General features: G+C 53.6%; 15 protein-coding genes and 1 riboswitch. Of the genes, 4 read left to right on the forward strand and 11 right to left on the reverse strand.

Going from position 1 to position 14,486, the window contains the following annotated elements; all coding sequences use genetic code 11:
- Positions 1–70 precede the first annotated feature (70 nt).
- Positions 71–742: a YigZ family protein gene (locus NZD86_RS22145; RefSeq protein WP_268044231.1), complete on the forward strand. Its 672-nt coding sequence runs from the start codon at positions 71–73 to the stop codon at positions 740–742.
- Between the two features lie 29 nt (positions 743–771).
- Here NZD86_RS22145 and NZD86_RS22150 read toward each other — a convergent pair whose 3' ends face one another.
- Complete coding sequence (locus tag NZD86_RS22150) at positions 772–1,338, reverse strand: hypothetical protein (protein ID WP_268044232.1); 567 nt, start codon at positions 1,336–1,338, stop codon at positions 772–774.
- A 289-nt stretch (positions 1,339–1,627) separates the two neighbouring features.
- Between NZD86_RS22150 and NZD86_RS22155 the strand changes: the two genes are divergently transcribed.
- Complete coding sequence (locus NZD86_RS22155; protein WP_268044233.1) at positions 1,628–2,242, forward strand: sigma-70 family RNA polymerase sigma factor; 615 nt, start codon at positions 1,628–1,630, stop codon at positions 2,240–2,242.
- Positions 2,243–2,402: 160 nt separating this feature from the next.
- On the opposite strand, the gene NZD86_RS22160 is transcribed toward NZD86_RS22155, so the two are convergent.
- The 10 genes from NZD86_RS22160 to NZD86_RS22205 form a co-directional block, all read right to left on the reverse strand.
- Positions 2,403–3,095 carry a hypothetical protein gene (locus NZD86_RS22160; RefSeq protein WP_268044234.1) on the reverse strand — a complete coding sequence of 231 codons (693 nt, stop codon included), beginning with the start codon at positions 3,093–3,095 and terminating at the stop codon, positions 2,403–2,405.
- Between the two features lie 64 nt (positions 3,096–3,159).
- Positions 3,160–3,245, reverse strand: a riboswitch (cyclic di-GMP riboswitch).
- Positions 3,246–3,740: 495 nt separating this feature from the next.
- On the reverse strand, positions 3,741–4,187 hold the full coding sequence (fabZ, locus tag NZD86_RS22165) for a 3-hydroxyacyl-ACP dehydratase FabZ (protein WP_268044235.1): 447 nt from the start codon (positions 4,185–4,187) through the stop codon (positions 3,741–3,743).
- Positions 4,188–4,355: 168 nt separating this feature from the next.
- Positions 4,356–4,895: a CDP-diacylglycerol--glycerol-3-phosphate 3-phosphatidyltransferase gene (gene pgsA / locus NZD86_RS22170; RefSeq protein WP_268044236.1), complete on the reverse strand. Its 540-nt coding sequence runs from the start codon at positions 4,893–4,895 to the stop codon at positions 4,356–4,358.
- 331 nt (positions 4,896–5,226) lie between these two features.
- Positions 5,227–6,012, reverse strand: coding sequence for a flagellar hook-basal body protein (locus NZD86_RS22175; RefSeq protein WP_268044237.1), 786 nt, complete (start codon positions 6,010–6,012; stop codon positions 5,227–5,229).
- An 18-nt stretch (positions 6,013–6,030) separates the two neighbouring features.
- On the reverse strand, positions 6,031–7,233 hold the full coding sequence (locus NZD86_RS22180; RefSeq protein WP_268044239.1) for a flagellar basal body rod C-terminal domain-containing protein: 1,203 nt from the start codon (positions 7,231–7,233) through the stop codon (positions 6,031–6,033).
- Positions 7,234–7,434: 201 nt separating this feature from the next.
- Positions 7,435–8,463, reverse strand: coding sequence for a rod shape-determining protein (gene mreB, locus NZD86_RS22185; protein WP_268044240.1), 1,029 nt, complete (start codon positions 8,461–8,463; stop codon positions 7,435–7,437).
- 100 nt (positions 8,464–8,563) lie between these two features.
- Positions 8,564–8,872, reverse strand: coding sequence for a sporulation transcriptional regulator SpoIIID (spoIIID, locus tag NZD86_RS22190; protein ID WP_268044241.1), 309 nt, complete (start codon positions 8,870–8,872; stop codon positions 8,564–8,566).
- A gap of 307 nt (positions 8,873–9,179) precedes the next feature.
- Positions 9,180–9,869, reverse strand: a complete 690-nt coding sequence (locus NZD86_RS22195; RefSeq protein ID WP_268044242.1) for a M23 family metallopeptidase — start codon at positions 9,867–9,869, stop codon at positions 9,180–9,182.
- Positions 9,870–10,768: 899 nt separating this feature from the next.
- Positions 10,769–11,875 carry a SpoIID/LytB domain-containing protein gene (locus NZD86_RS22200; protein ID WP_268044243.1) on the reverse strand — a complete coding sequence of 369 codons (1,107 nt, stop codon included), beginning with the start codon at positions 11,873–11,875 and terminating at the stop codon, positions 10,769–10,771.
- A 271-nt stretch (positions 11,876–12,146) separates the two neighbouring features.
- Positions 12,147–12,329, reverse strand: a complete 183-nt coding sequence (locus NZD86_RS22205) for a hypothetical protein (RefSeq protein ID WP_268044244.1) — start codon at positions 12,327–12,329, stop codon at positions 12,147–12,149.
- A gap of 50 nt (positions 12,330–12,379) precedes the next feature.
- On the opposite strand from NZD86_RS22205, the gene tnpA reads away from it, so the two are divergent.
- Entirely contained in the window at positions 12,380–12,772 is a 393-nt protein-coding gene (gene tnpA / locus NZD86_RS22210) for an IS200/IS605 family transposase (protein ID WP_268044245.1), read from the forward strand.
- A gap of 16 nt (positions 12,773–12,788) precedes the next feature.
- A complete protein-coding gene (locus tag NZD86_RS22215) occupies positions 12,789–14,285 on the forward strand; it encodes a transposase (protein ID WP_268047002.1) in 1,497 nt (498 codons plus the stop codon).
- Positions 14,286–14,486: the final 201 nt, after the last annotated feature.

A 14,486-nucleotide genomic window follows, 5' to 3' on the forward strand; every position in this document is an offset into this window, starting at 1 on the left:
ACACGCAAGGTGCTACCTATGTAAAGTCGTTGGTACGAGACCAACCGGACCGTGAGGATGTGCTTACAAAATGCAGTTTACTACACCAGAAGCTAGAAACACAGTGGAAACTGTGGAGAAGAAGTCCAAATTTATTGCGTCGCTTTTTCCGATATTAAGTGTTAGTGAGGCGGAAGAAGCACTTGCGCAGATTCGCGAGGAACATAAGACTGCCAACCATAACTGCTTTGCGTACCGCGTGGGGCTTGGTGTGCCGGTGGAGCGATTCTCGGATGATGGTGAGCCGAGCGGAACTGCTGGGCGGCCGATATTGGAGGTGATTCGGCGGCGAGAGATCGATAATGTGTTAGTCGTCGTCACGCGCTATTTTGGTGGCGTCCTGCTGGGTGCAAGCGGGCTCGTGCGGGTTTATGCGGATGCGACGAGCCAAGTGCTGAATGCGACGCCAATGCTTAGGTGTGGATTGATGCATACGCTTGAGGTGTCGTGTGACTACGGTATGTACGGCAAACTTGAGTATGCGTTGGGGCAAGAGGGCATGGTGATGATCGAGAAGCAATTTGCTGAGGCGGTATCGTTTCAACTGGTGGTTGCGGAAGCGGATGTCGAGAAACGGGTCACTCAGTTGAATGAGTGGACGAACGGCCAGGCGAACGTGAATGTGTTGCCGGCAGAGTACATCGGCGTGAGCGAAGACGGGAGTTTGGTACGTGGTGTCTGGCCGAGTGATGGTGAATCGTGAGGCCAAACTCCCGAGTGGTGCGTGATCGGTTAGAGGTGATTGTCTCCGCGGTGATCGAGTAGGACGTCGAAATTGCGCGCATTTCGGATGCGCCTGTCGACAAGAATCTTCTTCATGTCGATAAAAAATGAATGGTGGTTTGTTAGGGTGATGAGCGTTGTCTGCGCGGCTATGGGTTTGACGATTGCGATGTCCCTCGTTCGAAAGTATCCAACAGCGCCGTCATTGCGGATGTCTGGGTGGCGGACCTTGAGTGGGACGTATATCGCTGGGTAGATTTTCGTAACGAGCGGAAGATAGAGTGTATGGCCGATCAGCTCCTCGTATGCCCGGCGCAGCGCACGGGTATCCACGCAGTTTTCCTCAGCAACTTTTTGGTACTGGGTCTGCACCTTCCATGGCAGGTACCATGTTTCCTCATTTTCTAGCGAAATCATAGTGGAGTTGCCATTCTGGTAGACGGGTAAAAATGCGCTGAGTTGGCGGATCCACTGGGCGAGATCGGGGACGATTGACGGCTTCTCGTAAACGGTCGAGTGCGGAATGGGATGCAATGTGTCGTGTCCGATCGCGTCATCGGACGTCATCATCTTCACAAGTTATCCTCCCCTTATATAGCTGCTGTATGAACTTCGTCTATTACACACATTTTATAGGTCTCTCCTGAATCTATCAACTGTATTTTCAGAAAAATTTGATGTTTATTAGTAAAGTCTTGGGACTTGTCTTCGATTTTGGGGTTAGATTGCACCTGGAACATTCTATTCTACGAGACTACTGATCAGTCCTTTGCGCTTGGCTTGGTTGGTCGACTAGCCTCGTCCCCTTTTACGCTTGTCTTGCGCGTAATTTGAGTGGGCCGGCCCGCACGAGAGGGCTTTTGGTATGGCTTGTTCATTGGGTAGCCAACAGACGGAAATGGTTCTTGCGGCACAGTTGGGCGACGGGGATGCACTGGCGGAGTTGTTAGGTCAATATGAGGGCCTGCTTGTCACTGTGGCACGGCGTTATCGCTTGACGTGTGGTTTTGACGAAGTCTATCAAGAGGCGTGTCTGGCGTTCATTCGGGCTGTCTACGCCTACGATCCCGATATGGTCCCCTTCCCCGCCTTCGCGTCCGCGAGAGTCCGAGGGGACGTGCTGACGGCGATGAGACGGTGGTGGCGTGTGGCGGACCGACAAAAGTGGATAACGCCGATGGACGATGAGGACGACACGGAAGCGCTGGAGCGAATGTGGGATGAACACGGTCAAAGTGGCCCCTCCATCGAGGATGCATGGTTGCTTGAGCATGACCTGAATTCGGTGATTGCGTACGCTTCGTTGAGTGAACGGGAGACGTCGTGGCTGCACGCGTTCCTACGCGGATATACGCTCGACATGATACGCCGCCGGTATGGTGTCAGCAGTGAGACGGTCAAAACGTGGCGCAAGCGGGCCTTGGCGAAGCTAAAGCGGGCAGCGAGGGTACTAGGGTACGAGTGGCAGGATTTTGTGTAGGTTCGCGTTTGCGCTGCCCTGTCTCTGTGGAGACTTGCCATCTGGGTGTGATGTGTACTTGTGAGCAATGCGGTACGTACGTGAGTACTACTCTTACTCTGTAGCTACGGATGCACAAAAGACCGTCCCTATAGGGACGGTCTGAGTGCTGAACTGGTCATCAACCAGTTACGGTGTTATTTGTTGTGTCGCTCGTTGTTGTATTGGTTGTCGTCGTATTGGTAGTGTTCGTTGTTCCATTGGACGTAGTGTTATCGGTGGTGCCGTTTGAATCTGTGCTGTTGGAATCTGTGCTTGTTGTATTGGAACCGGTTGATAATGTATCACCGCTTGGGGAAGTTGATCCTTGTACGTCGAGCAAAGCGGACAAAGCGCTCTGAAGCTGGCTAATGATCTGTTGAACCTGTGCTTGGTAGGCCGTCACCGCTGCACTGATAGCCTTTTGATTACCGTGAGCCTTTTTGATTGCATTGGTGAGTTGAGTTTGTGCGTCTTTTAGCTGGGACTGTGCCTGTTTAGCCAACTGCTGTTCTGCAGCTTTTGCGTCCTTGTTGTGACCCAACTTCAGACCCTGAATCATATTGTCCTGGTCCTGCTTCAAGAGATTGCCCACACCGTGTTGAGGATGACCATGCTGTGAATTCCCAGAAGTTTTGGCTGTGGATGACGAAGCAGATGTAGACGATTTCGACGTTGAAGTAGATGTCGAGTGACTTGCACTAGCCGATTGACTCGAATGGGCAGCCGGCCCGTGGCTCCCGTGATCCTGAGCGAACACGACAGACGTCGTTCCTGCAGTGAGAGCCCCTGCGGCTAACAACCCGAAAATTGCTCCCTTTGTAATTTTACGCATGGAAAACCCCTCCAAATAAAAAAATAGACGAACTAGGAGCTCGCCCATTACCGTGGTCTATGTATTCGGCAACTGGCTGGCATAGCAAGTTTTGCTGAAGCCCCTATAGCTTTGCGCCCCACACTTTCGCATGGTTTGCCTTGATTCGTTTATCCCATTTTATATGATTTTCGACAAATATCCATATTTTTCGTAACAAAATTTCTTGGCCAACGAGGTAGTTGTGCGTTGACAGCGAACTGCCATCCCCTCCCTGGGCCACAGACGGTACCATGCACTTGCTCGACTAAACCGGGCCGCCCAGCAGCGCAAACAAAATCGGGACCCGGCCACCCCCAGCGGTCGTTTACTGCCAAAATGGCGGGAATTTGACCCACGACCGTCGCGGGATTCCACAATAGCTACCTGAATGCTAGCTATTCAAGGTGCTACCGGTCCCAGTGCTCGCGCTAAACCGGCCAATAGCGACCATTACGGTGCCTATTGCTCAACCCCGCGGACTCCCGGCGGTTCTTTACGAACAAAATGGTGGCTAACCGACAAAACGACACGCGGGCCCAGCCCACACCATCCGGAGCCTACCCCCCGTGCCTCAATGTCACCCGGCTCCCCGTCGACCGGATGCCTAGGCGTAATCCCAATCCGTCACTCCGCCTCCACCAGCGCGAACAGAATCGTCGCCTCAGCAACGAGCTTGCCGTCGACGTATGCTTTGCCGCTGCCTTTGCCAAGACGGCCCTTGAGCCTGTCGATGGTGAGTTCCATTTCGAGCTTATCGCCGGGGCGCACCTGGCCGCGATAACGGGCGCCGTCGATACCTGAGAGGAGCGGGCGCTTGCCTTGGAAGTCTGGTTGCGAGAGGATGGCCACGCCACCGAGTTGTGCCATGGCTTCCGTAATGAGAACGCCTGGCATGACGTTGTAGTCCGGGTAGTGGCCGGTGAAGTGCGGCTCGTTTGCCGTGACCATTTTGTAACCTTTGACGCTGACGCCTGGCTCGATTTCCGTGACTCTATCAACGAGCAAGAATGGATAGCGGTGTGGCAGGATTTTGCGAATGTCTTCCGCATAGAGCGGTAGATTGAGTTCCATTGTCGTAAAACACTCCTTGGATATTGCGGGATCATGCCCGCTAGATCAAAAGCAGGGCGCTCCCCCTGCTTTGTGAACGGTAACCCCCGTGAGTCGGTCTGTGGGGTGTATCCGGGTGTGATCGGAGGATGCGAGGTGGTCTTGTGGACCGCCCGCTTCGATCACGCCTCAATACACACGCCTCCGAATTGTAACGATGTCCATGCCGGCGACGTAAAGCGCGGTCGTCACGTAGGACAAGGCGACGGTGAACCAGAGAAGAACTTCCCCGCTCGTGTCGCTGGGCCAAGCTAGAATGATAGAGCAAATGGCGACGTAGTAGCAGAGTGTGGTCATCTTGCCCCACACGTTTGCCTTCGGGACGGCGCGTTTGCCTTGAAAGTAGAAGAACGTTGCACCGATAATCATGAGGACGTCGCGAAGAACCAAGAGGCCTGCGACGAGCCATGGCACCCTGTCCGACTGGATGAGTGAAAAGAGCACGGCGACCATCATGAGTTTGTCGGCGAGCGGATCGAGAAGCTGTCCGGCATACGTCTCTAGCTTATATGTACGAGCGATGTAGCCGTCAAGCACGTCTGTGAGTCCTGCGAACAACAAGACAAGCAGGGCGAGCACTTTGTGCGGGCTGGATGTTGCGTAGAACGCCCACAGGTAACAAGGAATCAATAAGAGCCTGAGCAGGGTCAACATGTTCGGTAAATTCAAAGTATCGCCCCCTCTTCGCGGCAGGGGCAGTCGCCCGAAAGGCGGCTTGTCCGAGCCAAACATATTATATCAGTGCGGTTGGTGCTGGAAAAGTGATTGAAACAGAGCCGGGTGTGCCGCAGCTATCGACGAGTCTTCTTGTACCGAAAACAAAACGTACCGCGCGAGTTGTCTGCGGTACGTTTTCTGCCGTGTTTAGTGTGCGTGGGTATTCGGGCATTGGTTGACTGACAGGACACTGAATGGACGATAAGGACCTGATGAGGCGAACCCAGGGGGCTTCTGCCCACATGTACGACCGCTGGTCCTAGTTCTAGTCCGTCATCCGACGTTACGGCTTAATGGTCGCCGCTATGCCCATCATTTGATTCGTTAACTGTATGCTCTCCGAATTCAGCTCAAACATCCGCTGAGCTTGCAACATATCCGTCATAGTTGCCGTCATGTCCACGTTGCTGTATGCGAGGGCTCCTTGCTGCACGCTCGACTGCGTTGCAGGTTGCGCTTGAACGCCCGGCGCCAAAGCGTACAGGTTGTCCGACTGTGCAATGAGGTGCGACGATGGCTGACCAATTTCCACGATACCGATTCTCGGTCCCTGTATCGATCCGTTAAACACAATCTGCCCATTCGGCTGAATCTGCATGGTGGTCGCGTTCGCTGGGCGAATGATAGGCTGACCAGTCGAAGACAGAACCTGGTTGCCGCTCGGTGTTGCCAAGGCAAACTGACCATTCGCCTGCTTGCTCCAGATGAAGTTTCCAGCTTTCGTATAAAGCGGGCCTTGCGGACTCTGGACGGTAAAGAAACCGGGCCCTTGAATCGCGAAGTCCAGCTGCCCGCCTGTTTGGCGGATATCCATATTGGTGAAATCCGGGCCCTCGCCGACCGCGACAGATCCAGTGCCACCGCGCCAACCGGGCGGGGTTGTCCGGCGGGCATTTTGCGGATCCGTTGCGGAACCATACAGTTGCATCGTCAAGGCATCCTGAAACGTCCCCTGTTGTTGTCCGTAGCCGATGGTGTTGCTGTTTGCGACATTCTCCCCGACCCTGTCCAGCCAATCGGAAGACGCGTGGAGGGCATTGAGGCCAGTTAAAAGGGATTGCATAGCCATGTGTCTTCAGTCTCCTTTTTATCCGTTCACCTTGCCGATATCCGTCGTTGCAGTCTGTAGGAGACTGTCTTCCGTTTGGATAACACGTTGGTTTGCTTCGTACGAATTGACCGCATTGAGCATGAGCGTCATGGTTGTCGTCGGATCGACATTGCTTTCTTCCAATTGACCAGGTTGCAACTGTCCAGTGCCCGTTCGCAATTGCGGGAGGACCGTAGCTGGGGCAAACGAATTGCCGACCATATACTCAGTTTGCCCGAGCGGACTCAGTTGCGTCACATCCGCATCCACCGTTCCGAGACGCGCACCTGGAACCGGTTGTCCAGCCGCATTCACGACGGTATAGGATGCTTGGCCCTGCGAGTCGGTAACAGGTTGTCCGTCTTTCGCGAACACTTCCGGGCCTTGGAATCTCGGATTGATGACGATGCGCGCCCCCTGAATAGGTTGTCCATTTGCACCGACGGGTAGAATCACGTTGCCAGCGGAGTCGACCAAGGTGTTGTTCGAGTCGACCTGGAGTGATCCGCTCTTCGTCAACGCGATGCCCTGTTGCCCTTGTGATGACACGTAGTGAACCGGGTAAAAACTGTGGTAGCCCATGTTACTCTGGTTGCCGACGCGAATGGACAATCCCTCGGCTGCGCCCTGTCCAGGCACCCCAATGACTTGTCCTTGTGCATTCGCGAACAGATACGACGGGTTTCCTCCCGCATCATAGTCAGGAGCGCTGGCCGTAGCCGTGAGCGCCGTACCCCGGTAGTTTGGATTTCGTACAGCATAAACACCTTGCACAGGCTGTCCATTCGCATCGAAGACAGCGAGGGCTTGTCCGTTCACACCGAGCCGGCCACCGTTGCCGACCGTCACCACGCCTGGCATCGGTGTCGATCCCGTCGCCCCACCTTGCACAGCCGCATACTGGCCGGACGCCAGTGTATCTGTAATGGCGACGTCGAGTGCTCGGCCCGTTTGCGACAGGGTTCCCGCGCTGAAATCCGGTACGCCCTCTTGGAACGTCACACCCGTCCCCATGTTACCGATGTAACTATACGTCCCGTTCTGTCCACGGTACATTTGATCCACGGGATTTTCGATGGCTTCGGGATTGGAAACTTTAAAACCTGGTGTGGCCTGGTTGGCTAAATTGTTTGCCAACAACTGTTGGATGCGTTCATTGACTTGCATCCCTGCTGCAGCAGTGGTCAATCCGACGTTCACGATGCGGCACCCTTTCTTCCATGTAGAGCGATGCGTCTAGTCTTCTATCTATCTGATCTTCTCAGGAACTTGGGAAAGATTATTTTCCCTGAGTAAACCATGATCTTGTCCCAAGCTTTGTAAACTGCTGGTTTCGCTTACCGACTCCGCCGGCTCTGGCGGCTGACTTTTCGGCTACTCACTTGTATCTAGCAGCCCTGCTCAGCGAGCCCTTTTACCAGGTTTACGACCCCGCACCTCTCGGTAGCGGCGCCATTCTGGGCTGTCTAACACACGGCCTGTCCCGATGACAACGCAGTGCATAGGGTTTTCCGCAATGTGGACGGGAATTTGCAGCTCATCTTGCAGGAGCTTGTCCAACCCGTCAACGAGCGCGCCGCCGCCTGTGAGAATGACACCTTTATCGAAAATATCCGCAGCCAACTCGGGCGATGTCTTCTCCAACACCGACTTCGTCGCTTGGACAATCGCTTGAATGGGTTCTTGTAACGCCTCGCGCATCTCTTCCGCGTGGACCGTGATGGTCTTTGGCAGACCGGAGACCATATCCCGGCCGCGAACGTCCATGCTGTTCGTGCGCCCGCCCGGATAGACGGTGGCGAGTTCTTTCTTCAGCTCTTCGGCCGTCCGTTCGCCCACCATGAGGTTATACGTACGCCGGATATACTTCACAATGGCCTCGTCGAGCTTGTCCCCTGCGACGCGAAGGGATGTGGAGGTGACGACATCGCCAAGTGACAACACGGCGACGTCCGTCGTTCCCCCGCCGATGTCGACCACCATGCTGCCGCTTGGTTCAAAGATATTCAAACCAGCGCCGATGGCGGCCGCCTTCGGTTCCTCGATCAAATCCACATGCTTAATACCACAAGCTTCCGCGGCTTCCCGTACTGCCTTCTGTTCGACCGACGTGATCCCTGCAGGAATACAAATCATCACCCGCGGCCGGGCAAAAGCGCTTTTGCCAACTGTCTTGCGGAGGAAGTGACGAAGCATGATCTCCGTCACATCAAAATCCGCAATCACGCCTTCGCGCAACGGCCGTATAGCGACGATATTGCCTGGCGTACGACCAAGCATGCGGCGGGCTTCCTCGCCGACAGCAACCACCTGTTTTGTCACCTGATCTATCGCAACGACGGAGGGTTCATCGAGTACAATCCCTTGTCCTTTGACGTGCACCAGCACGTTTGCGGTTCCTAAGTCGACCCCTATATCCCGAGAAAACATTTGCAGCGAGTCCTCCTATTATAGAGCGTGCTTCATCGCATGAGTGGCGTTCATATATTAGTGCAGAAGATAGTAGAATAGAATATACCAGGAAATAGTTCTACAGCCCGCTTGAAACTCCTTTACGCGGATCGAACTTTTTCGACCCATTTTGCGGTTCGTCATCTTTATGATACTTCAATTTCGTTGCTTCGCCGCCACGCAAATGCCGGATGGACTTGTGATACTCGAGAATTTCTTTGACACGATTGGCCAAATCCGGGTTAATTTCCGGTAGTCTCTCGGTCAAGTCCTTGTGCACGGTGCTTTTCGAGACGCCAAACTCGCGCGCTATCGTTCGAACGGTATTACGAGTTTCGACGATATACTCACCGATTTTGAGCGTCCGCTCCTTGATGTAATCATGCACTCCCCTCGCCTCCCCATGCAGGTCAGTTGGTCTGATACAGTATATGAGGGGGTGTACACGGTATGCCTTGGCTAACCCCGCGATAGCTTGTCACACTAAGCTTTTCGCGCACATTTCAACCATTACTCCCTGGGAAATAATCAGACAAATCCGTTATTGCCCGGTGTTCTTGGGGGCGGACAAGTTTGTGATTTCTGGGAGGAAAAACATTTTTCGATCGCGATCGACAAAATTCGTAGACAAAAAAGAACCGCCCCCAAAATTCCCGGGAGCGGCATATGAGTCAAGCATCAAACACCGTCTGTGGTTATTGCTTGGGTAGGACGGATTCCGGATCGATCGGCGTACCATTGTAGTCGACTTCGAAATAGAGATGGTTACCCTGACTCTTCTCGAACTCGTTCGACGTAGTCGTACCAATGGTTTGACCTTGGTGGATGGTATCGCCCTTCTTCACATCGACGGATCCAAGCGACTGATACTTCTCCGTGTACCCGTCTGCACTCTGCACAATCACTTCTTGACCGTACAGCGGCTGATTATCCACCGTCACGATCTTCCCACTCAACGCCGCCGTAACCTGGAAGCTAGAGCCGTCCTTGGTCTTGATGTCGACACCTTTGTGGGCATAGTAAGTGTTGTCATAGTTGACGAGTGCGGCCTCTTGCGCTTTCAAGCTGCCCTTCTGCGGGAAAAATCCCATCGCAACAGATGTGTCGGTTCCATCAGCAACTGGCCAAACGAACGGTTCCTTCGGTTGAGTCACCGTTTGCCCGGTCGCGGCCGTATTCGTATCTACCCCCGTACTGGATGTAGGACTGGTAGACAGTTGGCTGCGCGCGTACATCAAACCAATGATAACCGCTGCAGCACCGAGATAGATTGCCGGATAGAGCCAACGCTTTGACAATACACGCTTTGCATTCACTGGACGCCCGGTCGATTTATTTTGGGGGTCCGCGTTTTTGTTTTCATTCGGATGTTGTTTTTCATCCATGTGGCGCTCACCTCAATAGTGAGTCTCGCCACGGAAACTAGATTCTATACCTAGCGATGGAAAAAAGAGGGTAGATTCGAAGGGGGGCGCCGCTGAAGGGCGCGGGGTGGCTGCCGCCGCGGCGCGGCGGTTGGCGGGGGCTGGGCGGGAGTTGCGTGGGCGCGGGTGGTCGGCGGGGGCCGGGCGGGACAACGGACTTTGGTTCCGTTGTTGATGATAGACGGGCCCGGCAGCGAGATTAGGGGAACTAAATGCTCTTGTTGGCAGAACCTTGCCCTGTGCATGCGAGGATATGGGCATATAGCGGCACGGGAGTCTCTTGCTTGCGTCAGATTGCGTCAGAACGGCCAATCAAGGGAAAATCGTTCTCCTATCGCGATCGCCCGCACGCGGACTGCTTGCCATGAGACTGCCCGGGTATAGAAATAGCGAAAATGTTGACTTGCAGAGCTCTTTCGGTGGCAGCGCGGTTGCTCCGCGACCCGGGGCGACCCGGGGGCCTAGTACCTCGACCTTCCTCTACCTTCTAAGGCCGTTCTCATTGGCTCCCGTACGCGGGACAGTGTGGCCGAATTAAGTATCACTTTGGTAACTATTTGGCTCTCTTCTTGTCGGGATGAACCCTATAGGCACCATTTTGATGCCTATCAGCGGATCGCAATACCCGCAGGGTACACAGACACCTGGCGTTAAGCACTATTTCCGTCGCTATTCGGCTATGCTCACCCGAAAATCTGCAGCATAGACACTATTTTGGTGCCTATCCAACTCCCGCCCACTTGCAGCGACCAAGTGATTAGGTGCCATTTCGCCCCATGTTCATCTCTGCCCCCGCCATCAGCCCCGTTCCCGGGTCCCCACCCTCCCGCGTGACCGCCACGCTCCCGTTCACACCCTGCCTACTCCCCCGTTCCCACCATCCCGTCATCCAACTGTACCGTGGTGCCCGGGTAGAACTTCGCTAAGATATCCTTCCAACTCATGCCCTTGGCGGCGAGCGCTTGGGCCTCGTGGAGACTCATGCCGATGTTCGTGCCTCGGCCATGGGACGTGATGACGAGCCCTTGTGGCCTGACTTGCCATGTGAAATCTGCCGACGGAAGGTGCAAGAGATTCGCGAAATCCGCGCCGCTGATGACTTGCTTGCCGTAGGTGACTGTACTGACGAAGCCGTTCGGTGCCCGGCTCATTTTGAGCTCGCTCCACTGCACGGTGGGTAGAGAGAAGGCCTGGGCCACTTCGCGAGGTTCGAAGGTGTTGGTGGAGGTGCCGTCGGGATCGACAGCGTCATCCGGGCATTTGATAGCCTGCAGGTATGGGATATTGTGGTGGAAGACATCCTGGCTCGACAGGGTCGTGCCTGGCGACAGTTCGAACATGAATGCGAGAATCGGTTGCTTCTGATAGGTGAGGACGAGTCCGTCCGTCGTTTCCACCGCGGCTTGGAGACGCGAAAGGAATTGGAAAGAGTCGTTTGGGTACTCGGCCTCAATGTCCTGCTCGTTGGCGAGGGGCAAGTCGAGTTGGCTATCGTTGGTGACGTCGGCGTTGTGTGACTTCGCCAGAGGAGATGAACCACTACTCCCCTGCATGGCGTGGACGGCATACGTGCGCGTGGCGACGGCTGCAGCTTCCAAACTTGTCATCGGTGTGTTTGGTGGGAACTCGGCGGCCAGCACGTCTAGAATGTACGTGTTTAAGGGCATGGTAGAAGTAGACTGTGACCCTGTGTCGTAGACACGGACGCCCGTCTTCGCGTCGGTTGTGTTGAGCCACGCGGTGACGTCTGGCATGGGACCGCGGTGGACGGCGTGTGCGATGACGGTGGGGACGCCGACGATCGCTGCAAAAACGAAGACGATCCGCAGAACGAATCGCATCACTTCGTTCGGCGTAACGGCATCGTCGTCGTGTGGGGCCGGTGTTTCAGGGTGGTTATGGGATGGGACGGCGCCTAAACGGATGCCGTTTCTCGATTTGATGGGCGTGAACCGTGTGCGTGACATCTCGGCTGCATCTCCTTCTGGGACTAGTGGACAGACAGTCTATCAAACTGATATGCGAGGAGGCACTGAGATATGAGAGGCAGTGCTGGAAATGGCCGGAAGGATAATAGAGGATAAGTAGCGTATAATAGAACTAATTCCCTGGACAGGGAAATACATTAATATGATGGACATCGCGGTGTCGCCGATGGAGTGTGGGTGGCGGGATCGAGGATGGCCTTCACCATAAACACAGCCCAGACAGTTAGATGGGCCATAAACGGGGGACTGATCAGAACGTGAACATGACGCTCACTCGGATCCGATATGCCAAAGCACCACCACTTGTACCGCCCGGTTTGTAGCTTAGAGCGTGGTGCGCCAGGAGGTCTAGCGCATGAACAACGACGGAAACATGCCTGTAGCGTTTTTTCTGACCCGAATAAGCTCGCCGCAAGCCCCTGGATTCATCCATAGGGTAAGGCGAGCATTTTCTGATATGTCTTTGAGCAGTATAATAAATACATGGAATATAAATCCAACAATAATGTAGTGTATTCGTGCAAATATCACGTTGTCTGGTGTCCGAAATACCGAAAAAAGGTTTTGGTTGTTGGAGTAGACGTTCGGTTAAAGGAGCTGATTCATGAGGTCGCTATCGAACGTCAATCCGAGGTCATCGAGTTAGAGGTTATGCAAAATCACGTTCATTTGTTAATTGAAGTCGATCCACAATACGGAATACATCGGCTGGTAAAACAGATTAAAGGTCGTTCATCTAGAGTCCTGAGGGAGGAATTCCCTTGGTTGAAAAGCCGAATTCCAACTTTATGGACAAACTCCTACTTTGTTTCAACGGTTGGAGGTGCGCCGCTTGAGATCGTCAAGCAATACATCGAAAACCAAAAAAACGTCTAAGCACACCCCATCCTTTGTGTGCGAGATACCTTTGCGTGTCACGAGATGGCAAGCAAGGGTTTTGAATGCTCGTTTTGAAGCTGCAAGGCAAATGTACAATGCTTTGCTTGGAGAAGCCATGCGTCGATTAAGACTCATGCGGCAATCAAGGCTATATTCTACAGCGAGAGTTATTGATTCCACAGATAAGGAACGTCTAGCCGAACGTCGCGGTCTGTTCCAATCCGCACGGACTGAGTACGGATTCAGCGAGTACAGTCTTTCTCAATATGCGACAAAACTCCGCAAGTCCTGGCTAGGCGACCATTTGGATGCACACGTAGCACAAAAATTGTGTAAACGAGCATTTGGAGCCACTGAAAAAGTGATGTTCGGGAGGGCAAAACATGTACGCTTCAAGGGTAAACGCGGATTGCACAGTGTTGAGGGAAAATCCAACGAAACGGGTATTCGTTGGCGCGTGGACCACGTTGAGTGGTCCGGCTTGAATTTACCCATGGTTAAGGGTAGTGGAAAAGACCCGGTGATTGCACACGGCCTTTTACAACGAGTGAAGTACGTCCGTCTAATACGGCGCGAGATTCGGGGAAAAGACCGCTTCTATGCTCAATTGGTCTGTGAAGGTCTTGCTTATCAGAAACCAGATCAAGTTGTTCATTCTGGCACAGTTGGCTTGGATATAGGCCCTTCGACGATTGCTGTTTATAGTGGTCATGAAGCACTTTTAGAACAATTCTGTCAGCCTATTGTTGAAGATCAAAAATACATACGACGATTACAACGCCATTTAGATCGCCAACGGAGAGCCAATAACCCAGAGTGTTTCGATGAGCGTGGTCGAGCTATTAAGGGTAAGCATCCTCGTAACAAAAGCCGACGTCAACGAGCAACTGAGATTATTTTACGAGAATACAAACGTCGGCAAGCGGCCTATCGCAAAACACTCCACGGTAAATTAGCGAACCGCATTCTCTCGTTGGGAAACGACATTCGTACTGAAGACGTATCTTACAAGGCTTGGCAGAAGATGTTTGGTCGTTCTATCGGGTTGCGTGCTCCTTCTAGCTTTATAGCCATTTTGAAACGCAAGGCTGAGAGTGCTGGCGGTCAAGTGGTTGAGTTTAATACACGTTCAACAGCTTTATCCCAAGTTTGTCTTTGTGGCCAGAAACACAAGAAACCGTTGAAGCTAAGAATCCATGATTGTTCTTGTGGAATCACCATGCAGCGTGATCTTTTCAGCGCATATCTGGCTTCTTTTGTAGAATCAAATCGTCTCCAAGTCATCACGGCAAATGATTCGTGGTCGGGTGCGGAACCGCTCCTGCGGGCGGCTTGGAAACAGGCGACACAAAACCAACCTGCGAGTGGACGGGCAATGCCTTCCTCCTTCGGTAACAACCGGAGTCAGAGTGGGTCGCCCGAGAAAGAAGACCGAGCTGTCCATGAGGCGTTGGATGCTGTAGGCATAACCGTCGAGAGCCAACGAGAGTGGATTGGTACTGGTCTTTAGAACCCCCGGAATTTATTCCTGGGGAGGTTCAGCGATCACGACTTTCACATTGTCTCTCAATCCGACATGTCACGATCCCACTTTCCTCACGCCGACAGCTTCTTCCAGCTGATCGGCACCGCGCATCGGGGACCTCTCCTCCTTGCGCCCACCCAAACCGGCGCCCCGCGGTGTCTCGACCTGAACCTCCAAACCACCACG

It is taken from the genome of Alicyclobacillus dauci, from assembly GCF_026651605.1.
GTDB classification, from domain to species: domain Bacteria; phylum Bacillota; class Bacilli; order Alicyclobacillales; family Alicyclobacillaceae; genus Alicyclobacillus; species Alicyclobacillus dauci.

Coding starts and splice junctions, on each gene's coding strand:
- NZD86_RS22145 (WP_268044231.1), top strand. CDS start 71: ATGCAGTTTACTACACCAGAAGCTAGAAACACAGTGGAAACTGTGGAG.
- NZD86_RS22155 (WP_268044233.1), top strand. CDS start 1,628: ATGGCTTGTTCATTGGGTAGCCAACAGACGGAAATGGTTCTTGCGGCA.
- NZD86_RS22160 (WP_268044234.1), bottom strand. CDS start 3,095: ATGCGTAAAATTACAAAGGGAGCAATTTTCGGGTTGTTAGCCGCAGGG.
- fabZ (WP_268044235.1), bottom strand. CDS start 4,187: ATGGAACTCAATCTACCGCTCTATGCGGAAGACATTCGCAAAATCCTG.
- NZD86_RS22175 (WP_268044237.1), bottom strand. CDS start 6,012: ATGGCTATGCAATCCCTTTTAACTGGCCTCAATGCCCTCCACGCGTCT.
- mreB (WP_268044240.1), bottom strand. CDS start 8,463: ATGTTTTCTCGGGATATAGGGGTCGACTTAGGAACCGCAAACGTGCTG.
- NZD86_RS22195 (WP_268044242.1), bottom strand. CDS start 9,869: ATGGATGAAAAACAACATCCGAATGAAAACAAAAACGCGGACCCCCAA.
- NZD86_RS22200 (WP_268044243.1), bottom strand. CDS start 11,875: ATGTCACGCACACGGTTCACGCCCATCAAATCGAGAAACGGCATCCGT.
- NZD86_RS22205 (WP_268044244.1), bottom strand. CDS start 12,329: ATGGATGAATCCAGGGGCTTGCGGCGAGCTTATTCGGGTCAGAAAAAA.
- tnpA (WP_268044245.1), top strand. CDS start 12,380: ATGGAATATAAATCCAACAATAATGTAGTGTATTCGTGCAAATATCAC.